This window comes from Bacillus sp. B4EP4a (genome assembly GCF_006680105.1).
GTDB classification, from domain to species: Bacteria; Bacillota; Bacilli; order Bacillales; family DSM-1321; genus Peribacillus; species Peribacillus simplex_E.
Genome location: NZ_VHIK01000016.1, coordinates 223,053 through 247,070 on the forward strand (window position 1 = coordinate 223,053; position 24,018 = coordinate 247,070).

General features: G+C 39.7%; 21 protein-coding genes. 17 read left to right on the top strand and 4 right to left on the bottom strand.

Annotated elements, in window-relative coordinates:
• Positions 1–13: 13 nt before the first annotated feature.
• The 3 genes from FNK51_RS09455 to clpB all read left to right on the top strand — a co-directional run bounded on the left by FNK51_RS09455 (position 14) and on the right by clpB (position 5,266).
• The gene (locus FNK51_RS09455; RefSeq protein WP_098371303.1) at positions 14–1,126 is read left to right on the top strand and encodes a cupin domain-containing protein; all 1,113 of its coding nucleotides are present in this window, start codon (positions 14–16) and stop codon (positions 1,124–1,126) included.
• A 126-nt stretch (positions 1,127–1,252) separates the two neighbouring features.
• Positions 1,253–2,452, top strand: coding sequence for an FAD-dependent monooxygenase (locus tag FNK51_RS09460; protein ID WP_098371302.1), 1,200 nt, complete (start codon positions 1,253–1,255; stop codon positions 2,450–2,452).
• Positions 2,453–2,677: 225 nt separating this feature from the next.
• The gene (clpB, locus tag FNK51_RS09465) at positions 2,678–5,266 is read left to right on the top strand and encodes an ATP-dependent chaperone ClpB (RefSeq protein ID WP_141993141.1); all 2,589 of its coding nucleotides are present in this window, start codon (positions 2,678–2,680) and stop codon (positions 5,264–5,266) included.
• A gap of 86 nt (positions 5,267–5,352) precedes the next feature.
• On the opposite strand, the gene FNK51_RS09470 is transcribed toward clpB, so the two are convergent.
• Positions 5,353–5,544: a YjzD family protein gene (locus tag FNK51_RS09470; RefSeq protein WP_098371300.1), complete on the bottom strand. Its 192-nt coding sequence runs from the start codon at positions 5,542–5,544 to the stop codon at positions 5,353–5,355.
• Between the two features lie 296 nt (positions 5,545–5,840).
• Between FNK51_RS09470 and FNK51_RS09475 the strand changes: the two genes are divergently transcribed.
• The 3 genes from FNK51_RS09475 (at position 5,841) to FNK51_RS09485 (ending at position 7,961) form a co-directional block, all read left to right on the top strand.
• Positions 5,841–6,563, top strand: a complete 723-nt coding sequence (locus FNK51_RS09475) for an alpha/beta fold hydrolase (protein WP_141993142.1) — start codon at positions 5,841–5,843, stop codon at positions 6,561–6,563.
• A gap of 102 nt (positions 6,564–6,665) precedes the next feature.
• Positions 6,666–7,496, top strand: coding sequence for a Rossmann-fold NAD(P)-binding domain-containing protein (locus FNK51_RS09480; RefSeq protein ID WP_141993143.1), 831 nt, complete (start codon positions 6,666–6,668; stop codon positions 7,494–7,496).
• A gap of 282 nt (positions 7,497–7,778) precedes the next feature.
• On the top strand, positions 7,779–7,961 hold the full coding sequence (locus FNK51_RS09485) for a ComZ family protein (RefSeq protein ID WP_098371297.1): 183 nt from the start codon (positions 7,779–7,781) through the stop codon (positions 7,959–7,961).
• A gap of 41 nt (positions 7,962–8,002) precedes the next feature.
• On the opposite strand, the gene FNK51_RS09490 is transcribed toward FNK51_RS09485, so the two are convergent.
• Positions 8,003–8,224: a hypothetical protein gene (locus FNK51_RS09490; protein WP_141993144.1), complete on the bottom strand. Its 222-nt coding sequence runs from the start codon at positions 8,222–8,224 to the stop codon at positions 8,003–8,005.
• 194 nt (positions 8,225–8,418) lie between these two features.
• On the opposite strand from FNK51_RS09490, the gene FNK51_RS09495 reads away from it, so the two are divergent.
• The 4 genes from FNK51_RS09495 to FNK51_RS09510 all read left to right on the top strand — a co-directional run bounded on the left by FNK51_RS09495 (position 8,419) and on the right by FNK51_RS09510 (position 12,416).
• Positions 8,419–9,354 carry a beta-ketoacyl-ACP synthase III gene (locus FNK51_RS09495; protein WP_098371295.1) on the top strand — a complete coding sequence of 312 codons (936 nt, stop codon included), beginning with the start codon at positions 8,419–8,421 and terminating at the stop codon, positions 9,352–9,354.
• A 50-nt stretch (positions 9,355–9,404) separates the two neighbouring features.
• Positions 9,405–10,643 (top strand): beta-ketoacyl-ACP synthase II, encoded by a 1,239-nt coding sequence (gene fabF / locus FNK51_RS09500; RefSeq protein ID WP_098371294.1) that lies wholly within the window; start codon positions 9,405–9,407, stop codon positions 10,641–10,643.
• 138 nt (positions 10,644–10,781) lie between these two features.
• Positions 10,782–11,552, top strand: a complete 771-nt coding sequence (locus FNK51_RS09505; RefSeq protein ID WP_141993145.1) for a DUF2268 domain-containing putative Zn-dependent protease — start codon at positions 10,782–10,784, stop codon at positions 11,550–11,552.
• Positions 11,553–11,660: 108 nt separating this feature from the next.
• On the top strand, positions 11,661–12,416 hold the full coding sequence (locus tag FNK51_RS09510) for a YjbA family protein (RefSeq protein WP_034314514.1): 756 nt from the start codon (positions 11,661–11,663) through the stop codon (positions 12,414–12,416).
• Positions 12,417–12,450: 34 nt separating this feature from the next.
• Here FNK51_RS09510 and trpS read toward each other — a convergent pair whose 3' ends face one another.
• Complete coding sequence (gene trpS, locus FNK51_RS09515; RefSeq protein ID WP_098371292.1) at positions 12,451–13,437, bottom strand: tryptophan--tRNA ligase; 987 nt, start codon at positions 13,435–13,437, stop codon at positions 12,451–12,453.
• A gap of 573 nt (positions 13,438–14,010) precedes the next feature.
• Here trpS and FNK51_RS09520 point away from each other — a divergent pair.
• Entirely contained in the window at positions 14,011–15,156 is a 1,146-nt protein-coding gene (locus tag FNK51_RS09520; protein ID WP_260398029.1) for a putative glycoside hydrolase, read from the top strand.
• A 51-nt stretch (positions 15,157–15,207) separates the two neighbouring features.
• Here FNK51_RS09520 and FNK51_RS09525 read toward each other — a convergent pair whose 3' ends face one another.
• Positions 15,208–15,396 carry a hypothetical protein gene (locus FNK51_RS09525; RefSeq protein ID WP_098371291.1) on the bottom strand — a complete coding sequence of 63 codons (189 nt, stop codon included), beginning with the start codon at positions 15,394–15,396 and terminating at the stop codon, positions 15,208–15,210.
• Positions 15,397–15,492: 96 nt separating this feature from the next.
• Between FNK51_RS09525 and FNK51_RS09530 the strand changes: the two genes are divergently transcribed.
• From FNK51_RS09530 to pepF, 6 genes are all read left to right on the top strand, one after another.
• The gene (locus FNK51_RS09530; protein WP_098371290.1) at positions 15,493–16,074 is read left to right on the top strand and encodes a GNAT family N-acetyltransferase; all 582 of its coding nucleotides are present in this window, start codon (positions 15,493–15,495) and stop codon (positions 16,072–16,074) included.
• A gap of 900 nt (positions 16,075–16,974) precedes the next feature.
• A complete protein-coding gene (gene spxA, locus FNK51_RS09535) occupies positions 16,975–17,370 on the top strand; it encodes a transcriptional regulator SpxA (RefSeq protein WP_034314502.1) in 396 nt (131 codons plus the stop codon).
• A 494-nt stretch (positions 17,371–17,864) separates the two neighbouring features.
• Positions 17,865–18,533: an adaptor protein MecA gene (gene mecA / locus FNK51_RS09540; RefSeq protein WP_098371288.1), complete on the top strand. Its 669-nt coding sequence runs from the start codon at positions 17,865–17,867 to the stop codon at positions 18,531–18,533.
• 119 nt (positions 18,534–18,652) lie between these two features.
• Entirely contained in the window at positions 18,653–20,161 is a 1,509-nt protein-coding gene (gene cls, locus FNK51_RS09545; RefSeq protein WP_141993146.1) for a cardiolipin synthase, read from the top strand.
• Positions 20,162–20,255: 94 nt separating this feature from the next.
• Entirely contained in the window at positions 20,256–21,464 is a 1,209-nt protein-coding gene (locus tag FNK51_RS09550; protein WP_141993147.1) for a competence protein CoiA, read from the top strand.
• Positions 21,465–21,656: 192 nt separating this feature from the next.
• Entirely contained in the window at positions 21,657–23,474 is a 1,818-nt protein-coding gene (pepF, locus tag FNK51_RS09555; RefSeq protein WP_141993148.1) for an oligoendopeptidase F, read from the top strand.
• The last annotated feature ends 544 nt before the right edge of the window (positions 23,475–24,018 follow it).

Consider the following 24,018-nt stretch of genomic DNA (forward strand, 5'->3'; position numbering starts at 1 on the left):
AGTAGGGATTAATATGGCTGAAAAATCGGAATACATGAACAGTACAATCGTAAAAGATTTTACAAAGGATATTCAGCAGTATAACCTTGGGCCACTGTGGGAAGCCATTCCCGCTTTGATGGACCATGAACCTAAACCTCATGCACATGCTTATTTATGGAAAGAAGAGCTTTTGACAAAAAAATTGATGGAAGCAGCTGAAATCTTCACACCTGACCGAGGAGGGGAGCGCAGGGCCATTTATTTTCAAAACCCTGGCCTTACTTATCGCCAGCCTTGGGGATGGGCTTCAACGACACAAACGCTTTATGCAGCAGTTCAGCTATTGTTGCCAGGTGAAGTGGCCCCTTCCCACCGTCACTCCCAAAGTGCACTTCGTTTCATTACGAATGGTGAAGGTGCCTACTCCATCGTGCAGGGAGAAAGGATATTCATGGAAGAAGGAGATTTCTTGATCACGCCTAAAAACCTATGGCATGGTCATGGACATGTAGGCGAAAAACCAATGATTTGGATGGATGCCCTTGATATCCCAACCATCTATTCCATAGGTGGCACTTTCTTTGAACCATATCCAGATCGGATTGAAACGCCTAAACGTCCGGATAATTTTTCAGAGCTCCGTTATCAAGGCGGGATGGTTCGTCCAGTATCCGACCGTTATTCACAAGTGGCACCGCTTGCCAATTACAAGTGGAAAGGCACAAAAGCAGCGATAGAAGGATTAATGAATTTCGAACCGGACCCATATGAAGGTTTCGCAGTGGAATATATCAATCCGTCAAATGGCCAAACGGCCAATCCGACGATGGGGGCATGGATGCAGAAACTTCCTAAAGGTTTCCATACGAAAGCGCATCGCCATACCCATTCCACAATTTATCAAGTGCACCAAGGATCAGGCTATACCGTTATTAATGGAGTGCGTTTTGACTGGTCCAAGGGAGATTATTTCGTCGTTCCGAATTGGGCATGGCATGAGCACGTTGCAGAAGCGGATTCTTACTTATTCTCGGTAAACGACCTACCAATAATGGAGAGATTCGATTTGGAACAGCAACAGGCATTAGACACAAACAATGGTTACCAAAAGATTGAAAGTGAATTCAAGCCTGTTTTGGTTTAAAAGTAATCTGTTTGGGACTTTCAGCTTGATCCTGATGAATATATGGAATGCCAGCCGAATGAAAACGCTTACTGTGGCATTGTCCGCAACATTGGCTAAAAGCAACTAATATAGGGGGAATTGATGATGAGCACAGAAAAAAAACCATTCATAGTTATCGGTGGGGGAATTGGCGGTTTGGCAACTGCTTTAGGAATCGCAGAAACTAAACAGTATGTAAAGGTCCTTGAACAAGCTCCCGAATTTGGAGAAATTGGTGCAGGGATTCAGCTTGCAGCAAATGCCACCAACGTATTGCAGCGTTTAGGCGTCATGGATAAAATCAATGAAATTGCAGTATTTCCAAAAAGATTGGTGCTGATGGATGCCTTTTCCGGCAAAGAGCTTTCCGCTTTGGATTTAGGTGATGTTTATAAAGAAAGATATGGAGCGCCATATGTTGTCTTGCATCGTTCCGATTTGCATAAAGTACTGGCTGAAGCTTGTGAAAATAACCCTTATATTGAACTGGTTACGAACCAAACCATTATTGAAACAGTAGAAAATGAAGGTGAAGTTACGGTTACTTCAGCCAACGGGTCTAAACATTCAGGAACTGCTGTCATTGGAGCCGATGGATTATGGTCCAAGGCACGGAAACTTTTTGTGGAAGATCAACCGATCTGCTCTCAATATGTTGCATACAGGGGAGCGATTCCGATGGAAGAGGTTACGAGCCATGGAGATTTAGATGATGTGTATATGTGGATTGGGCCAAACCTTCATCTTGTTCAATACCCGGTTAGAAGGGGGGAACTTTACAACCAAGTAGTGGTGTTCAAAAGTTCTCAATACACGGAAGAAAACGAAAAAACCGATCAATGGGGAACCCCGGAAGAAATGGACAGTGTATTTGCCGGAACTTGTGAGCTTGTTCAAAATGCGATTTCATTCATTCAAAGGCAACGCCGCTGGCCGATGTATGACCGGTTACCAATTGATAATTGGAGTAAAGGAAGAATTACGCTTACGGGCGATGCGGCACATCCGATGCTCCAATACTTGGCACAAGGGGCTTGCCAGGCTTTAGAAGATGCAGCTTATTTGTCGGATATGCTTCATAAGCATGGAAATGACATTGAACAGGCATTTTTGGAATATCAAGAGGAACGCATTCCGCGTACAGCTAATGTTCAAACGAGTGCAAGAATGTGGGGGGAAATCATCCACAATACGACCGATGCAGGCATTCTGCTCAGAGATACGATCCTAGCAGGTCGCACGGATAAAGATTTCCAATTCGTCGATGAATTTCATGGTTATAATAAAACGGCCGTAAAAGCATAAGTCGTTTTGTTTCAGCCAATCAGTGATTTTATGCCATTTTACAAATGGGTCTGCCTTTCTTCTTTTTGAAGAAAGGTTTTTTCCGTTTATCCTCCATACCTCCTGCATTTTTTATAACTTTCCTTTACATGGGGAAAATTAGAAGTATAATGAAAATATAAAGGTCAAAGTTGGTCAAACCGAGTGATAATTCGTTCATGATATAGATGAATGGGAGGTTTCAAGATGGATATTAATAATATGACGGAGAGAACCCAACAGGCGTTCATTGGCGGCCAGGAACTAACCAAAGATAGAGGGAATCCCGAGTTGACGGAGCTGCATTTATTAAAGGCCTTAATGGAACAGGATGAAAGTTTATTAATCAGGATTTTATCGGAATCTGGTAAACCGATGAATCTATTTGATATAGAGCTAAATAAGGAACTGGATCGATTACCGGAAGTGAGAGGGAGTGTTTCCCAGGTTTACATGTCAACCTCCCTACAGCAAATTTTGACGGCTGCCGAAAAGGAAATGCAAATGTGGGAGGATGAATATTTATCCGTCGAACATATACTGCTTGCGTCGTTGCAAGTCAATAAAACGAATGTAATCAGGCTTTTTTCATCATATGGAATTGATTATGATATAGCAAAACGGGTTATAAACGATATAAGGGGGAATCAGCGAGTGACTAGTCAAAATCCTGAAAGCACTTATGAAGTACTGAAAAAATACGGCAGAGATCTCGTTGCTGAGGTTAAATCGGGGAAGGTCGATCCAGTAATCGGCCGAGATACGGAAATCCGTAACGTCATCCGGATCCTTTCACGTAAAACGAAAAATAATCCTGTATTAATAGGAGAACCTGGAGTAGGTAAAACAGCGATTGTCGAGGGGTTGGCACAAAGGATCGTCAGGAAGGATGTGCCGGAAGGTTTAAAGGATAAGACCGTTTTTTCACTAGATATGAGTGCACTTGTTGCAGGGGCCAAATTCCGCGGTGAATTTGAGGAACGCCTAAAAGCGGTGTTGAATGAGATCAAGAAGAGTGACGGTAAAATTCTTTTATTCATTGATGAATTACACACAATTGTCGGTGCAGGAAGAACGGATGGCGCACTTGATGCCGGAAATATGTTAAAGCCGATGCTTGCGCGTGGTGAGCTGCATTGTATCGGTGCAACGACCCTTGATGAATATCGGCAATATATTGAAAAGGATCCGGCTCTGGAACGCCGTTTCCAACAGGTTCTGGTTCCTGAACCGGATGTGGAAGATACAATTTCAATTTTGCGGGGATTAAAGGAACGGTTTGAAATTCACCATGGCGTCAGGATACATGATCGGGCGATCGTTGCGGCCTCTGTCCTTTCGAACCGATATATAACGGAGCGGTTTTTACCGGATAAAGCTATAGATCTTGTGGATGAAGCATGTGCGATGATCCGGATGGAAATCGACTCAATGCCATCCGAGCTGGATGAAATCACGAGAAAAGTCATGCAACTTGAAATTGAAGAAGCGGCCCTGAAAAATGAGGAGGACCCTCAAAGCAAGGCAAGGCTGGAAGTGCTTCAAAAAGAACTATCAGAACTTCAGGATCAAGCGAATAGCATGAAATCCAAGTGGCAAATGGAGAAATCAGCGCTTCAGAAGGTGCAGGATAAACGTGAAGAGCTTGAGAAACTGCGTCATGAACTGGAACAGGCAGAGAATGACTATGACCTTAACCGGGCAGCTGAACTTCGGCATGGAAGGATTCCGCAGCTTCAAAAAGAATTGGAAACAATGGAAGACGAATTGGAAAAGGAAAAACAGGAATCACGATTGCTTCGCCAGGAAGTGACGGAGGAGGAAATTGCCTCGATTGTTGCAAGGTGGACGGGAATTCCGATAAGCAAGCTGGTGGAAAGTGAAAGGGAGAAACTGCTTCGCCTATCTGATATTCTGCATGAACGTGTAATAGGTCAAGGAGAAGCGGTGGAACTCGTATCCGATGCCGTTTTAAGAGCAAGGGCGGGAATTAAAGATCCAAACAGACCAATCGGTTCATTCATTTTTCTTGGGCCGACTGGTGTCGGTAAAACCGAATTGGTAAAAGCTTTGGCAGAAACGTTATTCGATAGTGAGGAACATATGATTCGAATCGATATGTCAGAATATATGGAGAAACATTCCGTGTCCCGCCTTGTTGGTGCACCTCCTGGATATGTTGGATTTGAGGAAGGAGGCCAACTTACGGAGGCTGTTAGGAGAAACCCATACTCAGTCATATTATTAGACGAAATTGAAAAGGCGCATCCGGAAGTCTTCAATATTTTGCTGCAAATGTTGGATGATGGAAGGATTACAGACTCCCAAGGCAGAACAATCAACTGTAAAAATACGGTGATCATCATGACTTCCAATATCGGTTCCCATTTCTTATTGCAGTCCAACCGGGAGGATGGTGGCATTGAAGAAGAAATAAAAGATCAGGTCTTTAAAGAATTAAGAGGCCATTTCCGTCCCGAATTTTTAAATCGCGTTGATGACATTGTTTTATTCAAACCTCTGACGAAACAAGAAATCGTTGAAATCGTGGATAAAATGGTTCATCAATTACAGGTAAGGTTAACTGAACAAAATATAGTCCTGAACGTCACAGAAGCGGCTAAGGAATTCATTGCGGACCAGGGATATGACCCGGTATATGGAGCAAGACCGCTGAAGCGATTCATCCAAAAGCATCTGGAAACGAAAATCGCCCGTAAAATCATAGCTGGGACTGTTGAGCTTAAAGAAGGAATAACGATTGATCATGATCATGATGAATTGGTCCTCATATAAAAACGTTGAAATGTTGTTTACACGTAAGCAAAGTACGGTATAACAAAAAAGGACATCCTAAAAAGGATGTCCTCTTTTGCTTCTTCTTAATGTTGATGAGAGTCTTTAGCTGGCCCGGCAGGCAAGATAGCAGGGATGATAAGAATCAGGATAGCAGCAGCTAATCCTAGAATCGTTCCCTGCGCAGCATCGTATGAAAGTCCGATCATGGAAGAAACAACATATACAGTCATATGCACTAATAAGAATGTCCAAAAAATTGCCCAAGCATAACGCATCGAATTTCACCTCATTCCACTACATTCATTTTTATCTTACCATAATTAATATACAGTTAAAACGTGTTTTTAATAATAACCTTTAAATAATTCAATACATTAAATCATAAGAGAACTTTTTCCGGCAGACAAGTTGGTTCCAAACCCTAAATGGGAAATCATAGGGGGGAATTAAAACAAAAATCGTCCATGCTTGGTTAATTTAAGATAAGAAGTTAGGCGTTTCCACTGACCCTTTCTATTTTTCTTCATAAATTAATATAGTAGTAGTAATATTCCTTAAAGGAGTTTGAACGATGGAACAACGAACTTTTCAAATTGATGAGCAATGGAATATCATCTATTATCCAGAGCGGCCCAGTGGTTTTTCCGTAATGGTAATTGGAGACCGTAGTCATTTTGTCGAAAAAGACAGCAGCTTTTGGCTGCAGCATCCTGGCAGGCTGCAGATATTGGAATATTTAAAGGAATACGGATACACGCTATTTTCATCCAATTTTCACGGAGCCAACTGGGGCAGTCCTAAAGCACTGGACCTTTCCCTTAACCTATATATTCTTTTCATGAAAAAAGAAATAGTCAATCAAAGGGTTCATATATTGGCAGAGGGGACAGGCGCACTACTTGCCCTAAAGCTAATGAATGAACTTGGAAATAAAATTCGGTCTGTCGTATTGATTGATCCGGTTTTTTCATTGAAAGCACAACTTGAGAAAGAAAAGGAAAACAAGTTCTTCTTTAAAAAGTGGCTGTCAGAGGTTGCTGCTGCATATGAGCTCGATCCAGCCGAATGTGAACAGCATATCCTGGACACTGAGGATTCAGTTATCGCAGAGAATATCCCCTTGAAAGTGATCCAGGTTTTTGGAAGCTTACGGAAAGAGCAAGCCTCCCTTTATCGGCAAATCCAGCTGGCTAGAAAAACAGATTTGCAACTGACGTATATATTGCCCGAAAAACGTTATAAAATCCCCTATCAAATACAAAAGTTTTTCAATGAGAATGAAGAGATTTTATGAGAAGTGATATATTTTTACAATAGTTTGCATACGATACAGCATCTAAAAAAACTAGACGTGCCGGGTGAAGTGGGCTTGATGGCATACGAGGAGGCTGTATTTATGCAAACAAACATTGTCATTGGCACTTATCGATTTGTGGGATTCTATGTGACTCAATATTTTTTGAACCAAGGTAAAGAAGTAATCGGAATTGATTGGGCTGATTCCGAAGCAAGTCAATATATTATGGAAGAAAAGGAACTTGAAATAGGCAGGAATTCAAATTATATATACTTTCCGATAAATAAGCTTCAATTATTGGATATTTCACAGCAGGACACGGTATTCATATCTCTTTACGATATTCAAAGCGGAAAATTGGACAAAATCGATTTTCTGATAGGCGAAATCGTTTCATTCATTGAGAAATTCAAAAATGGCAAGGATGAAACGCCAAATTTCGTACTTTTCATGCCCATTGAAAAAGATGTCAGTGTATTTCAGTCCATATTAAGCTCGATTCGTGAAATAGATTCTACGAAAATCATATTTTTACCGACGATTTATGGACCTTGGCAATCGGAAGGCATGAGCTTTGAAGCTGGAATCAATCAGCTTGGACAGTCTGATATCAAAGCGGCAATTGCTGCCGAATATACCGGAGATGCTCTCTATATCACTGATTTTGTTAACGCTTTGGAAGCAGTGCTTACCTCCTCTTCCGATAGGGACATCCAATTGTGCAGCAGTATTGATGACCATTGGAATAAATGTGCCGAGTTAATATTTAGTGAAAGTATGGATTCATTCACTTCCCACTCAACAACTAAAATCAATAAAGGAACAATATTTGAAGTGCAATGCAAAATGGAACCAGAAGAAGGCATTGCTTTACAAAGAAAACATAATAAACGATTAAACTTACTTAAAAAGTGGAGAAAGCGAGACTGACTTGGGAGAGCGATAACCAAATATGAAGGCGAAGCGCATGATCGGGAAAATATGAAATCGATAGTTTTCGATATTAGGGAAGTGCAAAACTGTATATTTGCCTCTAATCTATATGTCTTGTACTATAATGTTCAAGGATAGGAATTCACATCAAAAGATATTCATGATTTTATATGTGCGCCCTTTACGAATGGGTCTTGTGGAATTATGATAATATTGAGCTTTATTTGGCATCACAATGATCAATTGGATGAATATTCAAAAGATAGGGGGGAAACGCGAATGAGTTCAGATAAAACTCTTGAATTTATGGGGATTGCCATGAAATACTTCCCAGAGGCTAAAGCGAAGCTTGAAGCAAGCGGGATTACATTCTCAATGGAGATGGCAGAGCCATTCATGGAGCTCTTTAAAAGCGTAATGCAAGAAGCTTATGAGCTTGGTAAACAAGATGCTCAGCGTTAATTAAAGGAAGGCTGTCCGGTTAAACGGCAGCCTTAATATTTTTATTCTTTTTTCAAGAACTTGGCAATCAATGGGTTCAGATTAATTTTATCAATGGTCGGTTTGTATTGACTGTATAAGCCCATCAATGTTTCAACGCTCTCCATCAATTGCATGTTATCAACTTTCGATTCCTCTTGCTCCGGTTCAGCCTTCCTGCCAAACATCAAATTCGAAAAATGATCATCCGGGTTTCTTTCGCGGTTGCGATTGAAGATGTCCACAATGAATTCCTCCTTTTATTTATAATGTATGTCCTAAATCTCCCTTGGCATAGGCGCTTGACCGACTTCTGAAAGAGATTTCTTTAGCCTTTCAAACTGTTAACTCTTGCAAGGAAGTCTTTTTTTATATAAAATTAGTACCAGGTAATAATAGATGATTATAATAACTCATAAAAATATAAGGGGATGGCAAGATGAATGCTGGAATACTAGGGCTTGGCCGCTACTTACCCGACAAAATCGTTACAAATGCGGATTTAGAAAAAATTATGGACACTTCCGACGAGTGGATCCGGACTAGGACGGGTATTGAGCAAAGAAGAATTGCAAATGATGATATTGATACATCAGATATGGCTTATCAAGCCGCAAAAGCTGCATTGAAAAATGCGGAAATTTCTGCTGAAGAGATAGATTTAATTCTTGTAGCTACTGTTACACCTGATCAGTCGTTTCCTTCTGTCGCTTGCATGATTCAAGAGAAATTGGGAGCGATGAAGGCAGCTGCAATGGATGTAAGTGCTGCATGTGCCGGTTTTATGTATGCAATGATCACGGCACAGCAATTTATTAAGTCAGGTGCATATAAGCATGTGTTGATTGTCGGTGTTGAAAAACTTTCGAAAGTAACCAATTGGGAAGACCGCAATACTGCTGTACTTTTTGGTGACGGAGCGGGTGCAGTTGTACTTGGACCTGTATCTGAAGGCAAAGGAGTCCTTTCCTTTGAATTAGGAGCAGATGGAACCGGTGGGAAGCACTTATTACAGGAAGGAGATTTCATTCATATGAATGGACGTGAAGTATTTAAATTTGCTGTCCGTCAGATGGGGGAATCCAGCCTGAGTGTATTGGACAAAGCTGGTTTGACAAAAGAAGATGTGGATCTGCTTGTCCCGCATCAAGCAAACATACGCATTATGGAAGCCTCAAGGGAACGATTGGATCTCCCGCTTGAAAAAATGACAAAAACGATTCATAAATATGGGAATACTTCTTCAGCGTCCATTCCAATGGCCCTTGTGGAAGAAATGGAAGCGGGAAGAATCAAGGACAATGACTTAATCGTCATGGTCGGTTTTGGTGGTGGCCTTACATGGGGAGCGATCGCTCTTAGGTGGGGTAAATAAAAGAAGAAGCAAAACGTAAGTGCTTTAAAAATAGGAAGGAGCCATTTTTAATGACTAAACGCCGTGTAGTTGTAACAGGTATTGGAGCAATCTCTCCAGTTGGTAATGATGCAGAAACTGGATGGAAGAATATAATCGAGGGGAAATCGGGAATAGGGCCTTTAACTCGTTTGAATGCTGAGGAATTCCCCGTTAAAGTGGCTGCTGAAATCAAGGAATTTGATATAGAGACATATATAAATCGTAAAGAAGCACGCAAAATGGACCGTTTTACCCATTATGCAATTGCAGCTTCCGTTATGGCATATAATGATAGCAAGCTGGAAATAACCGATGAAAATGCTGCACGTGTCGGGGTCTGGATCGGTTCGGGTATCGGCGGGCTGGAGACACTTGAAACACAGCATGAAAACTTTTTAAACAGAGGATATAAACGGGTGAGCCCATTTTTCGTTCCAATGATGATTCCGGACATGGCAGCCGGCCAGGTTTCTATCTTACTGGGTGCTAAAGGAATCAATTCATGTACGGTAACAGCCTGTGCAACAGGAACAAATTCAATTGGGGATGCGTTTAAAGCCATTCAACGGGGCGATGCCGATGTCATGATCACAGGCGGGGCCGAAGCGCCAATCACAAAAATGTCGGTTGCAGGCTTTTGTGCAAATACGGCTTTATCGACCAACCCTGATCCACAAACGGCTAGCCGTCCTTTTGATCTTAATCGTGATGGTTTCGTAATTGGGGAAGGAGCTGGAATTATCGTTCTGGAAGATCTTGAACATGCATTGAATAGAGGAGCCAAGATTTATGCTGAAATAGCTGGTTATGGCTCAACTGGAGATGCCTTCCATATTACCGCTCCGGCACCAGGTGGAGAAGGCGGGGCAAGAGCAATGAAAATTGCAATTGAGGATGCAGGTTTGAATCCGGAAGACATCCAATATGTGAATGCCCACGGAACGAGTACGCCATACAATGACAAATACGAAACGATGGCAGTCAAAGAAGTCTTTGGCGACCATGCTAATAAACTTGCAATAAGTTCCACTAAATCGATGACAGGCCATATGTTAGGGGCAGCAGGCGGTGTGGAAGCAATATTCACGATTCAGGCAATAAGGGACAGCATATTGCCTCCAACCATCAATATTGAAACACCAGACCCTGAGTGTGATTTGGACTATGTTCCGAATCAAGCAAGGAAGGGCGAAATCAATGCAGCCATCAGTAATTCACTTGGATTCGGTGGACATAACGCAACCATTCTTTTCAAGAAGTATCAATAAGTTATGAAGGAAGAGCAGATCCTTTGGGATCTGCTCTTTTTATTTTGAAGGGAAAATGCAAATGCGAGGGATATAAAATGTGTCAACCGCCTTCTTAAAATCATACGATAGTCAATAGGAAGCGGAGGTGTATGGGAAATGGGAGTCATTTCAACCGATGAATGGATGATGAAGGATTTCAACCGCCCGGTACAGATGATGGAAAGACTTAAAAGTACATTCAACAATACCCTTGATTCGAACATGATTTATCATCATTTATTAAAGCATGGCATGTATTCGCCGAATCAAAAAACAAAACTCACATGGAAAGACTTAAAAGAAAATAATGCATGGGAAAAAACTCAAAGCTTGTTTACAGCCTATAAGAAGCTTTGGGGAGGGCCTGATGTTCCCATATATATTTTTCCGCTCATGTCTTCAGGGATATGGAATAAAAAAGTTGAAACGAAGTCAGGGTTGGCATTTAAAGATAAACTTTTCCTTTTTTACGGCACGGGGATGGCCGAAAAGGAAATGGAGGCCCTGTTGATTCATGAATATCATCATGTTTGCCGTCTGCATCATTTGAAAAAGGACGAAAAAGAATACACTCTCCTGGATACGATGATCATGGAAGGACTGGCGGAAAGAACGGTGGGAAAATATTTAGGAACAAAATTTTTAGCGAAATGGACTAAGTTATATCAGGAAGATAAACTACGGGAATTTTGGAACAAGCATTTAGAGGAAAAGCACATGATAAAACGTACAGATCCTCTTCATGATGCACTTCTCCTTGGGGCGAAAGGATATCCGTATATGCTTGGATACTGTAGTGGCTATTACCTGGTGAAAAATTTTGAAAAGCTCTCTGTGAAAAGATCATTCATTATCCAGTCTGAAGAATTCATATCAAAAAAGAGTTAATATATACGTTCTTTTTTTCTTAATCTGTTTTCTAGAATAGGAATAAATTGTATGGTTCCTGCCTATACTGATTGACAAACAGAAATTTGTTTAAGTGAGGGATGAATGATGCTATATCTTCATGATGTATGGGTTAACTGGTTTGAAGGAGAAGAAAACGGCTATAATATTTGTCATTTTCATGAATGGAGGAAGGATGACGGGATCGAACTACTAGATCAAGTTCCTTTGTTGAAAGTGTCATCAACATTGTTCCACTACATAGAGAACGACTTGTCAGAATTACCTAAGCCATTGCTCAATGATGTTTATCAAAAAGCATATGCAAGGAAAAATCATGAAAGAATTCAGCTTGACTATTGTTTTATCGTGACTGATGGAAATGGAATTTTAGCTGTTGATACGATAGGTTATCATATTCCGATTAGGAAAAGTAGAATAATTCCCCGGCAGGAACAAATTGTTTATGACATGATAGAAAACCATGATGAGATGGATTACACCTTTACTGAAAAACCTACATCTGAGAAAGAATATCATATTTTGTCGCCGTCTCCCTTATTCATGAACGGTTTGACAAGAAAAGAAAGACAGCTTAAGCAATTGCTATTCATGGCCATGGACCAATTATTCACTGCGAAAAACACAGCTGAAATCCGCTATTGGTATACAGAATGGGCCCCTGAGAAATATGAAAGCATTCAAGAAATGGATTTTCAGATAGCTTGGCTTGAGTTATATGAAGAAATGAAGGAAGGCTGGTCAGAGAAGCATCTTCAACTTTGTGAAAACCTTGTGAAGGGGCAGCCTTTTTTTGAAAAGCTTTGGCAAGTGGAGGCCGGCGATAGTCCATCGATATTATGAACAAAAAAGACGATCCGATGAGGATCGTCTTTTTTTATCTCTTTCTGCCAAGTCCCATGCCATTATACATTTTTCTGATCATTTTATTGGCTTCAATATTCGCCTTTTCTGCACCGCGGTCCAGAATCTCATCCAATTCAGGCGAATCGATCAATTCATTAAAGCGTTCCTGGATTGGTAGGATTTCTCCAAGAACCACCTCAGCCAAATCACTTTTAAAGTCACCATAACCTTTACCTTCATACATCTCTTCAATTTCTGAATAGGATTTTCCACTGAAGATGGAGTATATGGACATCAGGTTGGAAACACCCGCTTTGTTTTCCTTATCATAACGGACAATTCCTTCCGAATCGGTAACTGCGCTTTTGATGTTTTTTTCGATTTGCTTCGGATCATCCAATAAGGCAATCGTTGCCTTTTTATTAGGATCAGATTTGCTCATTTTCTTGGTTGGTTCCTGAAGGGACATGATACGGGCCCCTTCTGTAGGGAGGCTGATTTCCGGAATTTTAAAAATGTCATTATGCTTTTTATTGAACCGTTCAGCCAAATCGCGTGTCAATTCAAGATGCTGTCTTTGATCTTCCCCGACAGGAACCACATCTGTACTATAAAGGAGAATATCGGCAGCCATCAGCGGCGGGTATGTAAGCAGTGCTGCGGATACCCCTTCTTTGCCAGCGGATTTGTCCTTAAATTGCGTCATTCTCTCAAGTTCCCCTATATAGGATATACTTTGTAAAATCCAGCCTGCCTGAGCATGCGCAGGTACTTCTGATTGAATGAAGATGGTATTCTTTTCAGGATCCAAACCAATGGCCAAATATAAAGCGGCCAATGTTTTAATGTTTTTCCTTAACTTAATGCGATCTTGTGGAACTGTAATTGCATGCTGGTCAACAATACAAAAGAAACATTCATATTCATTTTGTAAGTTAACGAATTGTTTCATGGCTCCGATGTAATTTCCTAAAGTAACGGAACCGGATGGCTGAATGCCGGAGAAAATCCTTTTCAACTGCTAGTCACTCCTCTAAATACGTTTATTGATAAATGGATATTCGCTCTTCATTATTGTAAGGATAAATAGAAAATGAATCCACTTTCTTTGAAAGAAATGTGCGTGCCCCTGTGATGGGGAAAAACGCTCATTAAAATCTTGTGGAGGGCCGTTTTGTCCTGTATCGATGCCATTCTGAGAATACGAAATGTCCACTATACTGTATTTTAGCATTTATTCATATTAAATGTATAATCGAAACGGCAATCAAGCCAATAGAAAGGATTTTCCGTTTCTTTTTTTTGACATGGAAGAAATGAAGGGTTCAAGGAAAATCAAACCGTTTAACATATATCACAATGAGCAGACCATTTTAGGGAAGGATACTCACAAGGGAATACAGGATTATGAACGTATTCTTAAGGTTGAAACATTGTAAGGCAGTTTTTTTAATTATTTATAATATATAGGAGTAAAGTTAATTGTTTGTGGTATTAAAGAAAGGGGTTTATTATATTTGTTGAATATTGATGACTGATGGCGAATGAGGTGGAGAAAATGAAACCAATGTGTAAATGGTTGATGACAGGTATGTGCATATTCCTGATTCAACAGCCAGTTCATGCGCAAAGCATGAACGAAACCAGGCAGGTGGCATTAGAAAATAAAGAATTGCCTGTGAGCGTACCGCGTTTTGTTTTTGATTCGGGGTTGAAATTTGACTATCCGGATGCTGTGCGCGGAATATATGTGACAGGGCCTGCAGCGGGTGGCAATAAATTGAATGAGCTTATTAAATATGTAGATGAAACCGATTTGAATGCGATGGTCATTGACATTAAGGATGACAGGGGGAACGTTACGTATAAACCCGAAGATCCCGATTCTCCATATGCTGGGATCGGTAAAGACTACATAAAAAACCCAAGGTCAATGCTGAAAAAATTTGAGGATAAACAGATTTATCCAATTGCAAGGGTAGTCGTCTTTAAAGACTCCCATTTGGCCAAAGAGAAGCCTGAATTGTCTTTTTTAGATGGAGAAAAGGTATGGAAGAATGGTCGAGGGGAAGCCTTCGTTAACCCATTCTTAAAAGAGGTGTGGGATTATAATGTCGGTATTGCCATTGAAGCGGCAAAGATGGGTTTTAAAGAAATTCAATTTGACTATGTCCGTTTCCCCGAAGGATTCGAAAATAAAGAAGATGATTTGAAATATGATGTAGGTGAATATGATGAAGCGAAAGTGAGTAATACAGCCAAAAGGGTTCAGGCAGTGACAGATTTCGTAAGTTATGCGAGGAAACAACTGGAGCCATATGGTGTGGAAGTGTCAGTGGATATTTTTGGATATGCGGCTACATTGCCTGAAGCTCCCGGAATTGGGCAAAACTTTACAAAAATTTCTGAGAATGTTGATGTAATTTCCTCGATGATCTATCCGAGTCACTGGACATCTTATTTTGGTATCGATAAGCCTGATTTGGAGCCTTATAATCTCGTTAAGGAATATGCGAAATTAGAAAACGGGAAGCTGAAGGAATTAAAAACACCACCTACTTCAAGACCTTGGTTACAAGATTTTACTGCCTCATATTTAGGAGAGGGGAATTACCAAAGGTATGGTAAGGAAGAAGTGGAAGCCCAAATAAAAGCATTGAATGACAATGGTATTGATGAATACTTGTTATGGAATGCAGCAAATCGATATACAAAGGGAGTAGACTATACCCCATGAAAAAAAGGATGACCTAGGAAGATTCTTCCGGTCATCCATATTCTCTCTGAATTACCGCTTTTTATTCCCGCCAACTTGACTCCACCCTGACTGAATTCGTTTCGATTGATCGAAAATATGAGAGTGACGTTTCCCGCCAAACCATTTTTCGCCGATGCCATTCGTCACAACGCCATTCACAGCTGTAATGCCAATAACGCAAGCAGCGACTAAAAAAAAGTCCAAAAAGTAATTGACCATCAAAACCCTCCTAATATTTTCAAGCTATTCAAGTTCCATTGTAGTGGATAAGAAATAATCTGGAAAGTATAAACTAGCAAATGAGGAGATTAAATTATGAATTGGTATGAAAAGCTAAATCAGTATTTCCCTATTGAAGAAATGAAGTCCAAAGAACATATAGAAGTTCTTTTAGAAGATAAACAGGAAATTTATAAAAAAGATGAAGGTCCCGACCATGTTTTATTGTATGTGGAAGGGGAAGAGTTTATATTCGTTGATTACCTTTTTGTATCTAAGAAAACAAGGGGGCAGGGACTAGGGAGGAAATTGATTCAAAAATTGCAAAAAAAGCAGAAAACGATCTTGCTGGAAGTAGAACCAGTACAAGAAAATGATGATGACACATTTAAAAGGCTGAAATTTTATAAAAGGGAAGGATTCCGGCACGCCTCTTCGATTTCCTACAGCCGAAAATCGCTTGCCACCAAGGAGGATACGCCTATGGAAATCTTATATTGGCCTGCAAACCCATCTGTTGATGAAGAAGACGTATTTGATTTCATGAAAGAGATTTATTCTGAAATCCATACTTACAAAGATGATGATCTTTATGGGAAATCTTATCAAGATGTAGAGGATGTACTAAGCTTGAATGCAGGTCAGGAAACGGATATTTTTAAAGAGGTGCAAATTTGAGAAAAAGGGCCGGTTGTTTCACCGGCCCTTTTTAATTTGTCGAAAAAAGTACAGTAAAGGAAAAAAATTGCGTGAACGGCCGAAAAAGTGTTCCAGCAGAAAACAACCGGAACATTTTTTGAAAATTGAGGCAAACTGTCTTTTCTTAAAATTTGTAAATAAAAGGAAGCTTCGAACCCCGAACCATGATTTTAAAAGAAGGTTTGGTTCCCTCATGATTAATATGGGATGAAACCCACACTAGAGTGAAGAAATTTGCGACACTCCTGCCGAAAAACTGGCTCCGCCAAGACCCCACAGTCGGCGGAAAGGGAGCGGATTTCTGAAAACAACTGGATCGTTTTTTAGACTGTAGGCAATATGTCTTTTCTTATTGTTCATATTTTACGGTAAAATGAATTTCTATAACTTCTTGGATGGTAGAATGCTCCCTTATCGCTGATTCTTTCGAATTATCTTTTTACTTTTGGAAATATATGTGCTAAAAGAATGGTTTTTAATGTAAAAGGAGGAATTTGCATTTGATTAAAGAAAATATATTAACATGATCTTGTTTATTGAAAAAGATTGGGGGTAAATAAAAGTAACGAGTTATTTAAAAAATCATGAGGGCCGTAATGAGAGTTAAATGAGAATGGTAGGTAGGTATTTTCAATTAGAAAAAGCGGTTTTAATGTATTACATAAAAAACGGAAAAAGCTATAGTACAGGCTAAACTAGAAGTTTAAAAGGATTTTTCCAAATATCAAAAAGGGTATTCATTTTAAATAAATTAGTGTATAATAAAGAAAATGAAATACTTATTTAAAATTATTTCAAATTAGAGTGGTACTTATGAATACTAATAGTAGATTTCCCCTCATAGATCACCGATTCTATATTTAGGGAGTGTGAGTAAACATGGTAACATTATATACATCACCTAGTTGTACTTCATGCAGAAAAGCAAAAGCATGGTTAGAGGAACATGAGATTGGATATAAAGAAAGAAACATTTTTTCAGAACCGTTAACGATTGATGAGATTAAAGAAATTCTTCGAATGACAGAAGATGGAACCGATGAAATCATTTCAACACGGTCAAAAACTTTCCAAAAGTTAAATGTAAATTTAGAGAGCCTGCCTCTTCAAGAATTATATAAATTGATCAAGGAGAATCCAGGTCTGTTGAGACGTCCAATTATCCTTGACGAGAAACGGCTTCAAGTTGGTTATAATGAAGATGAGATAAGACGCTTTTTACCACGTAAAGTCCGTACCTTCCAGTTACGGGAAGCACAACGTATGGTCAACTAATAAGGTCTTTCAAGCTCTGCCAGGAAATGTGCAGGGCTTTTTCTTTATACATAACGATTTTCCGCTGATTTTTTTAACTTAATGAAGGGGAACATAAAAGAATCCTTAGGCGACAGCAGACGTTTTGGATTTGCAGAAGGTCCCTTGAACCTGTCATCATTTAAAGAAAAAATAAAGAATGAAGCTCATCATTCTGTGTATATAATAAGGCATTAATGGCAGTAAGATTAAAATTGAATAAAGCATTAGGATAGTTGCATGAGGATGAATTATTTTATAGAATGAATGGAATATTAGGCAAACAATTGTTTTTTAGATAAGTAATGTTTTTTATTTCCCTTCTTCAAGGTTTTGTCATAAAATGATGTAAAATAGTCTGTTTTAATGACTATCATGATTTACAGTATTCACTTACGGGTAAAGAGCTTTTAAGAGCAATTTTCGCTTGGGGGTTATTATCCCTTCAAAATGAGAAAGGAAGGGAGAGGGGAATCATGGAAATCGAACGCATTAATGACGATACAGTTAAATTTTATATTTCCTATATAGATATTGAGGAAAGAGGCTTTGATCGCGAAGAAATTTGGTACAGCCGCGAGCGAAGTGAGGAACTTTTTTGGGAAATGATGGATGAAGTGCATCAAGAAGAAGAATTCATGATTGAAGGACCCTTATGGATTCAAGTTCAAGCCCTTGAAAAAGGCTTGGAAGTTTTGGTCACAAAAGCCCAGCTTGCCAAAGATGGTCAGAAACTCGAGCTGCCTCTTTCAGATGATAAGTTAAGGGATTTGAATGTATCAGACAAGATGGATACGCTTCTTGATCAACATTTTCATGGTAAAGATGAAGAAAGCGGTATGACATTCGAGGATGGTATAATTGAATTCATCACGACTTTCGAGGATTTTGAAGATGTCATTTCATTAAGCAAGCGTCATGGCTTGGATGACTGGACAACAAAACTTTATGTTTATCAGAATAAATATTATCTTTATATCGAATTTTCCGAGGCGGAGATTGATGAGGAAGAAATCGATAATGTTTTAAGTCTTTTATTGGAATATAGTCAGGAGTCACCTATAACGGTGCACATGCTTGAAGAGTACGGGAAGATAGTTATCGAAAATGATGTATTCACAACGGTCGATAAATATTTCGCATAGACTGTTGAGGCCGATTTCAGTAGAAATCGGCCTTTTCGTCCAAGATTAAGTGTTTTTTGCCTTAGCATGGAGGTTTTTCAAATATGCCTGTGTTTGTTTGTTAATTGGAGGTAGTCTAGGTGAAGAATATAGTTGGCATCGGTCTGCTTATTCTCTTGTTGGTCAGTTCATGGCATTTTCTAATAAATGGCGTCGATGGCGGGCTGATTTTTTATTCTAGTCTTATATTGACCATTTTCTTGGTGATAATTGGATTCAACATTTTCCTGGAAAACCGAGATCCCATCCAGACCATAACATGGCTTGTTGTTTTTGGCGCTTTCCCATTCATCGGTTTCATTTTTTACTTTTTGTTTGGCCGTAATTTTCGGAAAGAGAGGATTTTTCGCAAGAAGTACTTTTTGGACAAACAGAGTTTCGTGAAAATAAGCGGCGAAGCGGATTATAATGAACGAATTAAGGAAATGGGCGAGAACCCTCAGCAGTTAATCACTCTTGCAAATAGGCTGGGGAATAGCCCTATTTCATTTCAGACTGAAACCCGGGTTTTAAGGAATGGTGAGGAGACATTTTCCAATATCATCGAAGAATTAAAAAAAGCCAGACATCATATTCATTTAGAATATTATATTGTTAGGGATGACCGCATTGGCGGACTGTTAAAAGACATCTTGATACAAAAAGTAAAAGAAGGGGTAGAGGTCCGATTTCTCTATGATGCGGTTGGTTCTTGGAAATTAGCACGCTCTTATATCGATGAGCTGAAGAATGCGGGAGCCGAAATGGTGGCCTTTGGTCCGTTGCATCTCCCTTTATTAAATAATAAATTCAACTTTCGTAACCATCGTAAAATAATTGTGATAGATGGCTCTGTCGGTTTCATCGGCGGTCTCAATATTGGGGATGAATATTTGGGACAAGATCGGAAATTCGGTTCTTGGCGGGATACGCACCTTATCATAAAGGGGGAAGCGGTCAGGACTTTACAGCTCATATTTCTGCAGGATTGGTATTATAGCACCAATACTAGTTTTTTAAGTGATGAATATCTCATGGCCGGACTGCCGAACCATCACGGACATGGCGGAATTCAATTGATTGGCGGCGGACCTGATAGTGAGTGGACGATCATTAAAAGCATTTTTTTTAAGATGATCACTTCAGCAGAAAAGTCCGTCTGGATAGCCTCCCCGTATTTCGTTCCTGATGACGATATCTTACAAGCATTGAAGGTGGCTGCTTTAAGTGGTTTGGATGTCCGGCTGCTCGTCCCGAAGAACCCCGATAAACGTATCGTATTTCATGCTTCGAGAACTTATTTTCCCGAATTACTTGCTTCCGGAGCTCGTATATTCCAATATAATGAAGGCTTCATGCACAGTAAAATCATCATCGTGGATGAACAATTGGCATCAATTGGGACAACCAATATGGATATGAGAAGCTTTAACCTGAATTTCGAAGTCAATGCTTTTCTCTACCGGACGGAAAGTACTCAGCAGCTGGTGAATGATTTTTTGGAAGATATAAAGGTATCCCAAGAAGTGGAGATTGATGCGTTTTCCAAACGGAATTTCGGTTTGAAAGTTTTGGAGTCCACTTGCCGATTGCTTTCACCCCTTCTTTAGATTCTTTTTCTTATGCCGATCAGGCATTTTTTTTTTGCGGATTAAAAGGAATCCTAAGCGAAGCAGGCGAATGTAGTGGAAGAGGAGGAGATGTATGCTAACTGCGATAAAGAAGGATGGGACATGGATTACCCTCCCTGAAAAGATACCGGCAAACGTGATTGATGAATGGAGAAAGTCAGCAGATTATTACTGTCCATGCTGCAAGATGGAAATGACCATCAAAGCGGGAAAAGTCAGGATCCCGCATTTCGCCCATAAAAATAGTTCTTCATGCCGCGCTTCTTCAGAACCGGAATCCGCCTATCATTTAATGGGAAAAAGAAAATTGTTTCAGTGGTTCTTATCACATGGTTATCAAGTGGATTTAGAAGCCTACCTTCCTGAAATTAAGAAAAGGGCTGATATTTTAGCTGTGATAGGAGGTAATCGCTATGCAATAGAATTTCAATGCTCAGTTATCCCAGAGGTTGAATTCATAGAAAGGACAAAAGCCTATCAAAGCATAGGCATCAAGCCAATTTGGATTCTCGCAGCAAAACGCCTAAAAAGGAAAAGTTTGTATGAATTCAGTTTATCCCGCTTCCACTGGCTCTTCGTCACCGGCAGCTTCCATCATCCTTTTCTTTGGATGTATTGTCCGGAAACTGATCATTTATCAGTATTGAAAAACCTCACTCCTTTTACCCCCAGAACCGTCTTTGCCGAATTGACAACAGCTTCTTTAAAGCTCCTTCCCCCTAGTCGGGCATTGCCCCAAAACAGCTTTCGATTCCCTTTTCTGCCTGCTTGGAGATATAAACGAAATGGCTGGTCCCTTCATCGAATGAAAACAGCACGGAGATGCGATCCTTTTTTCGAAGGGCTATATTTACATCATATTTCACCTGCGACACTTCCAATTGAAGTGGGTGTTCCCGTCAGAGGGATGCTGTTGATCGAAACAGCCTCAATCGAATGGCAGGCATGGTTATACATGGATGTGTTTCAAGAGAAAAGAACAGGGGAAAAGATTTTTATGGCTGATATTATCCATATTTTTAGAAAGCGTTCAAAAAAAGGGGAAATAAAGTTCAGACCGTTGCCATTGCTTCATGAGAAACCCATCGAGTATCCTGTAGGTCAATATATCATGCTTTTGGAGCAATTTGGTTATCTATCAAAGCTGAAAGAAGGGGTTTTTAAAGTTGAAAGGGAAATTACCCTTCCCTTCACCAGTGATCAAGCTCAAATTTTGGAAAAAAATTTCTATGATAAGCATAAATTGATGATGGAAAAGGGGAATATCCAGTATAATCAGTGATAACATCTCTATTTATCTTGAATTCAGATGAAAGGGCAGGATTATTTTTGTTAATGGAGAAATAGTAATAAGAACTGGGAATTAAGAAAACTTTAAGAAAGAATGAACGCCGAATGAAGTATTGCAGCGTTCGATCCGGTTTAACGAGTTAGCCCAATGGCAAGTTTCTATAGAATGGGGAGGAATTTTTTTATGGCACAGGAAACAAAAGCGAATACATTACCTTCAAGAAGTGAAATAGCTCCTGAAGATACTTGGAGACTGGAAGATATCTTCGCAACCGAGGAAGATTGGGAAGCTGCCTTCAAAGCGGTAAAAGAAGACCTCAAGAAAGCGGAAGGACATAAAGGGACGTTGGGAGAAAGCGCAGAAAAATTATTTGCGGCCCTTCAACTCCAAGATGAGGTATTCGAGAAGCTAGGGAAAGTTTATTCTTATTCACATATGCGTAATGATCAAGATACAACCAATCCTTTTTATCAAGGGATGGAGGATCGGGCAAAAGCTTTATACGCCCAGGCAGCGGCTGCGTTTTCATTTATGGTTCCTGAACTATTGAGTATTGATGAAAACAAAGTGGAAGGGTTTTTGGAAGAAAAAGAAGATCTGAAATTATACAAACATTCTTTAGAGGAAATTAATCTTCAGAGACCCCATATCTTATCTGCAGAGCAGGAAGAATTATTGGCGCAAGCATCAGAAGTACTTGATGCATCGGGCAATACTTTCGGAATGCTTAACAATGCCGATTTGAAATTCCCGACCATAAAGGATGAAGAGGGAAATGAAGTGGAAATTACTCACGGAAGGTATATCAGTTTTCTTGAGAGTGAAGATCGCCGTGTACGTGAGGAGGCATTTAAAGGGGTATACAGCAAGTATGGAGAGTTCCGTAATACATTTGCTTCAACCCTGTCAGGTGAGGTGAAAAACCACAACTTCAATGCCACGGTTCGAAAATATGAATCAGCACGCCAAGCGGCGTTAAGTAATAATAACATTCCGGAGACCGTATACGATAATCTCGTTAAAACGGTCAATGACAACTTGCCATTACTGCACCGTTATCTTGATTTACGTAAAAAAGTACTGCAATTAGATGAACTTCATATGTACGATCTATTCACTCCTCTTGTTAAAGAAGTGAAGATGGAAGTGACATATGACGATGCCAAAGATTATGTCCTTAAAGGTCTTGCTCCGCTTGGGGAGGACTATTTGAACGTTTTGAAAGAGGGATTTGAAAACCGTTGGGTCGATGTGCATGAAAACAAAGGGAAACGAAGCGGTGCCTATTCTTCTGGTACATTTGGGACGAATCCTTATATTTTAATGAACTGGCAAAATAACGTCAATAACTTATTCACGCTCGTTCATGAATTTGGGCATTCGGTTCATAGCTACTATACACGTAAATATCAGCCATATCCATACGGGAATTATTCCATATTTGTAGCGGAAGTTGCATCAACTTGTAATGAAAACTTGTTGAACGATTATTTACTGAATTCAATCGAAGATGAAAAGAAACGCATCTATTTATTGAATCATTACCTGGAAGGTTTCCGCGGCACATTGTTCCGGCAAACGATGTTTGCAGAGTTTGAACATACGATTCATTTAAAAGCTCAAAATGGGGAAGCGTTGACAGCGGATATGCTTACTAAGGAATATTATGAGCTGAACAAGAAATACTTTGGAGAGAACGTGACCATTGATGAAGAAATCGGTTTGGAATGGGCGCGCATTCCACACTTCTACTATAATTACTATGTTTATCAATATGCAACTGGAATCAGTGCAGCAACAGCATTGAGCAAGCAAATCCTTGAAGAAGGAGAGCCTGCTGTCAAAAGGTATCTGGAGTTCTTGAAGTCAGGAAGTTCCGATTATCCGATTGAAGTGCTCAAAAAGGCTGGCGTCGATATGACTAAAGCCGAACCTGTACAAGAAGCCATGAATGTATTCGAAGAAAAATTAAATGAGTTGGAAGAGCTTTTGAATAAATAGGATATGGAAAGGACCCGAGCACTTCGGGTCCTTTTCAACTTATATGAATGTCCGTCATAATCCTTTAAAACGATTTCTCTGATTTAAGCTATGAAGAATTATGAAGAAAACAAAAAATAAAATAGGGGAGGTAAAATACAGAGGAATGAGGTTCATGATACCGAGCAGCTGGACAAATAGCGACCCTATCAAGAGTATGAGTAGAATAAAGCCTTTCAATTTGGTCACCTCCAACCTGGCCACAGTAAAAGCTCATCTGCGCTTTATTAGATAGTATGTTTTAAAATAAGCAGTATTCTAAGAATATGACAATAATGTGAAGTTGCGCACAAAGTTCTTGCAATTAAGGTGTATAATCTGCTATAGTACAGATATAGAAGTTATCACATCCCAAACATATACCCCTTTGTTTGTTCGTCGTGAAATTTCTCCTATCCCCTTATTCGTATAAATAGATGAAAACCCCAGCAAATTTCGTGATTTGCCGGGGTTTTTCATTTGCATCAAAAGTAAAAAGAACAAAATGACGCCGGTTGTAACAAAA

Coding starts and splice junctions, on each gene's coding strand:
- FNK51_RS09455 (WP_098371303.1), top strand. CDS start 14: ATGGCTGAAAAATCGGAATACATGAACAGTACAATCGTAAAAGATTTT.
- FNK51_RS09460 (WP_098371302.1), top strand. CDS start 1,253: ATGAGCACAGAAAAAAAACCATTCATAGTTATCGGTGGGGGAATTGGC.
- clpB (WP_141993141.1), top strand. CDS start 2,678: ATGGATATTAATAATATGACGGAGAGAACCCAACAGGCGTTCATTGGC.
- FNK51_RS09470 (WP_098371300.1), bottom strand. CDS start 5,544: ATGCGTTATGCTTGGGCAATTTTTTGGACATTCTTATTAGTGCATATG.
- FNK51_RS09475 (WP_141993142.1), top strand. CDS start 5,841: ATGGAACAACGAACTTTTCAAATTGATGAGCAATGGAATATCATCTAT.
- FNK51_RS09480 (WP_141993143.1), top strand. CDS start 6,666: ATGCAAACAAACATTGTCATTGGCACTTATCGATTTGTGGGATTCTAT.
- FNK51_RS09485 (WP_098371297.1), top strand. CDS start 7,779: ATGAGTTCAGATAAAACTCTTGAATTTATGGGGATTGCCATGAAATAC.
- FNK51_RS09495 (WP_098371295.1), top strand. CDS start 8,419: ATGAATGCTGGAATACTAGGGCTTGGCCGCTACTTACCCGACAAAATC.
- fabF (WP_098371294.1), top strand. CDS start 9,405: ATGACTAAACGCCGTGTAGTTGTAACAGGTATTGGAGCAATCTCTCCA.
- FNK51_RS09505 (WP_141993145.1), top strand. CDS start 10,782: ATGGGAGTCATTTCAACCGATGAATGGATGATGAAGGATTTCAACCGC.
- FNK51_RS09510 (WP_034314514.1), top strand. CDS start 11,661: ATGCTATATCTTCATGATGTATGGGTTAACTGGTTTGAAGGAGAAGAA.
- FNK51_RS09520 (WP_260398029.1), top strand. CDS start 14,011: ATGTGCATATTCCTGATTCAACAGCCAGTTCATGCGCAAAGCATGAAC.
- FNK51_RS09525 (WP_098371291.1), bottom strand. CDS start 15,396: ATGGTCAATTACTTTTTGGACTTTTTTTTAGTCGCTGCTTGCGTTATT.
- FNK51_RS09530 (WP_098371290.1), top strand. CDS start 15,493: ATGAATTGGTATGAAAAGCTAAATCAGTATTTCCCTATTGAAGAAATG.
- spxA (WP_034314502.1), top strand. CDS start 16,975: ATGGTAACATTATATACATCACCTAGTTGTACTTCATGCAGAAAAGCA.
- mecA (WP_098371288.1), top strand. CDS start 17,865: ATGGAAATCGAACGCATTAATGACGATACAGTTAAATTTTATATTTCC.
- FNK51_RS09550 (WP_141993147.1), top strand. CDS start 20,256: ATGCTAACTGCGATAAAGAAGGATGGGACATGGATTACCCTCCCTGAA.
- pepF (WP_141993148.1), top strand. CDS start 21,657: ATGGCACAGGAAACAAAAGCGAATACATTACCTTCAAGAAGTGAAATA.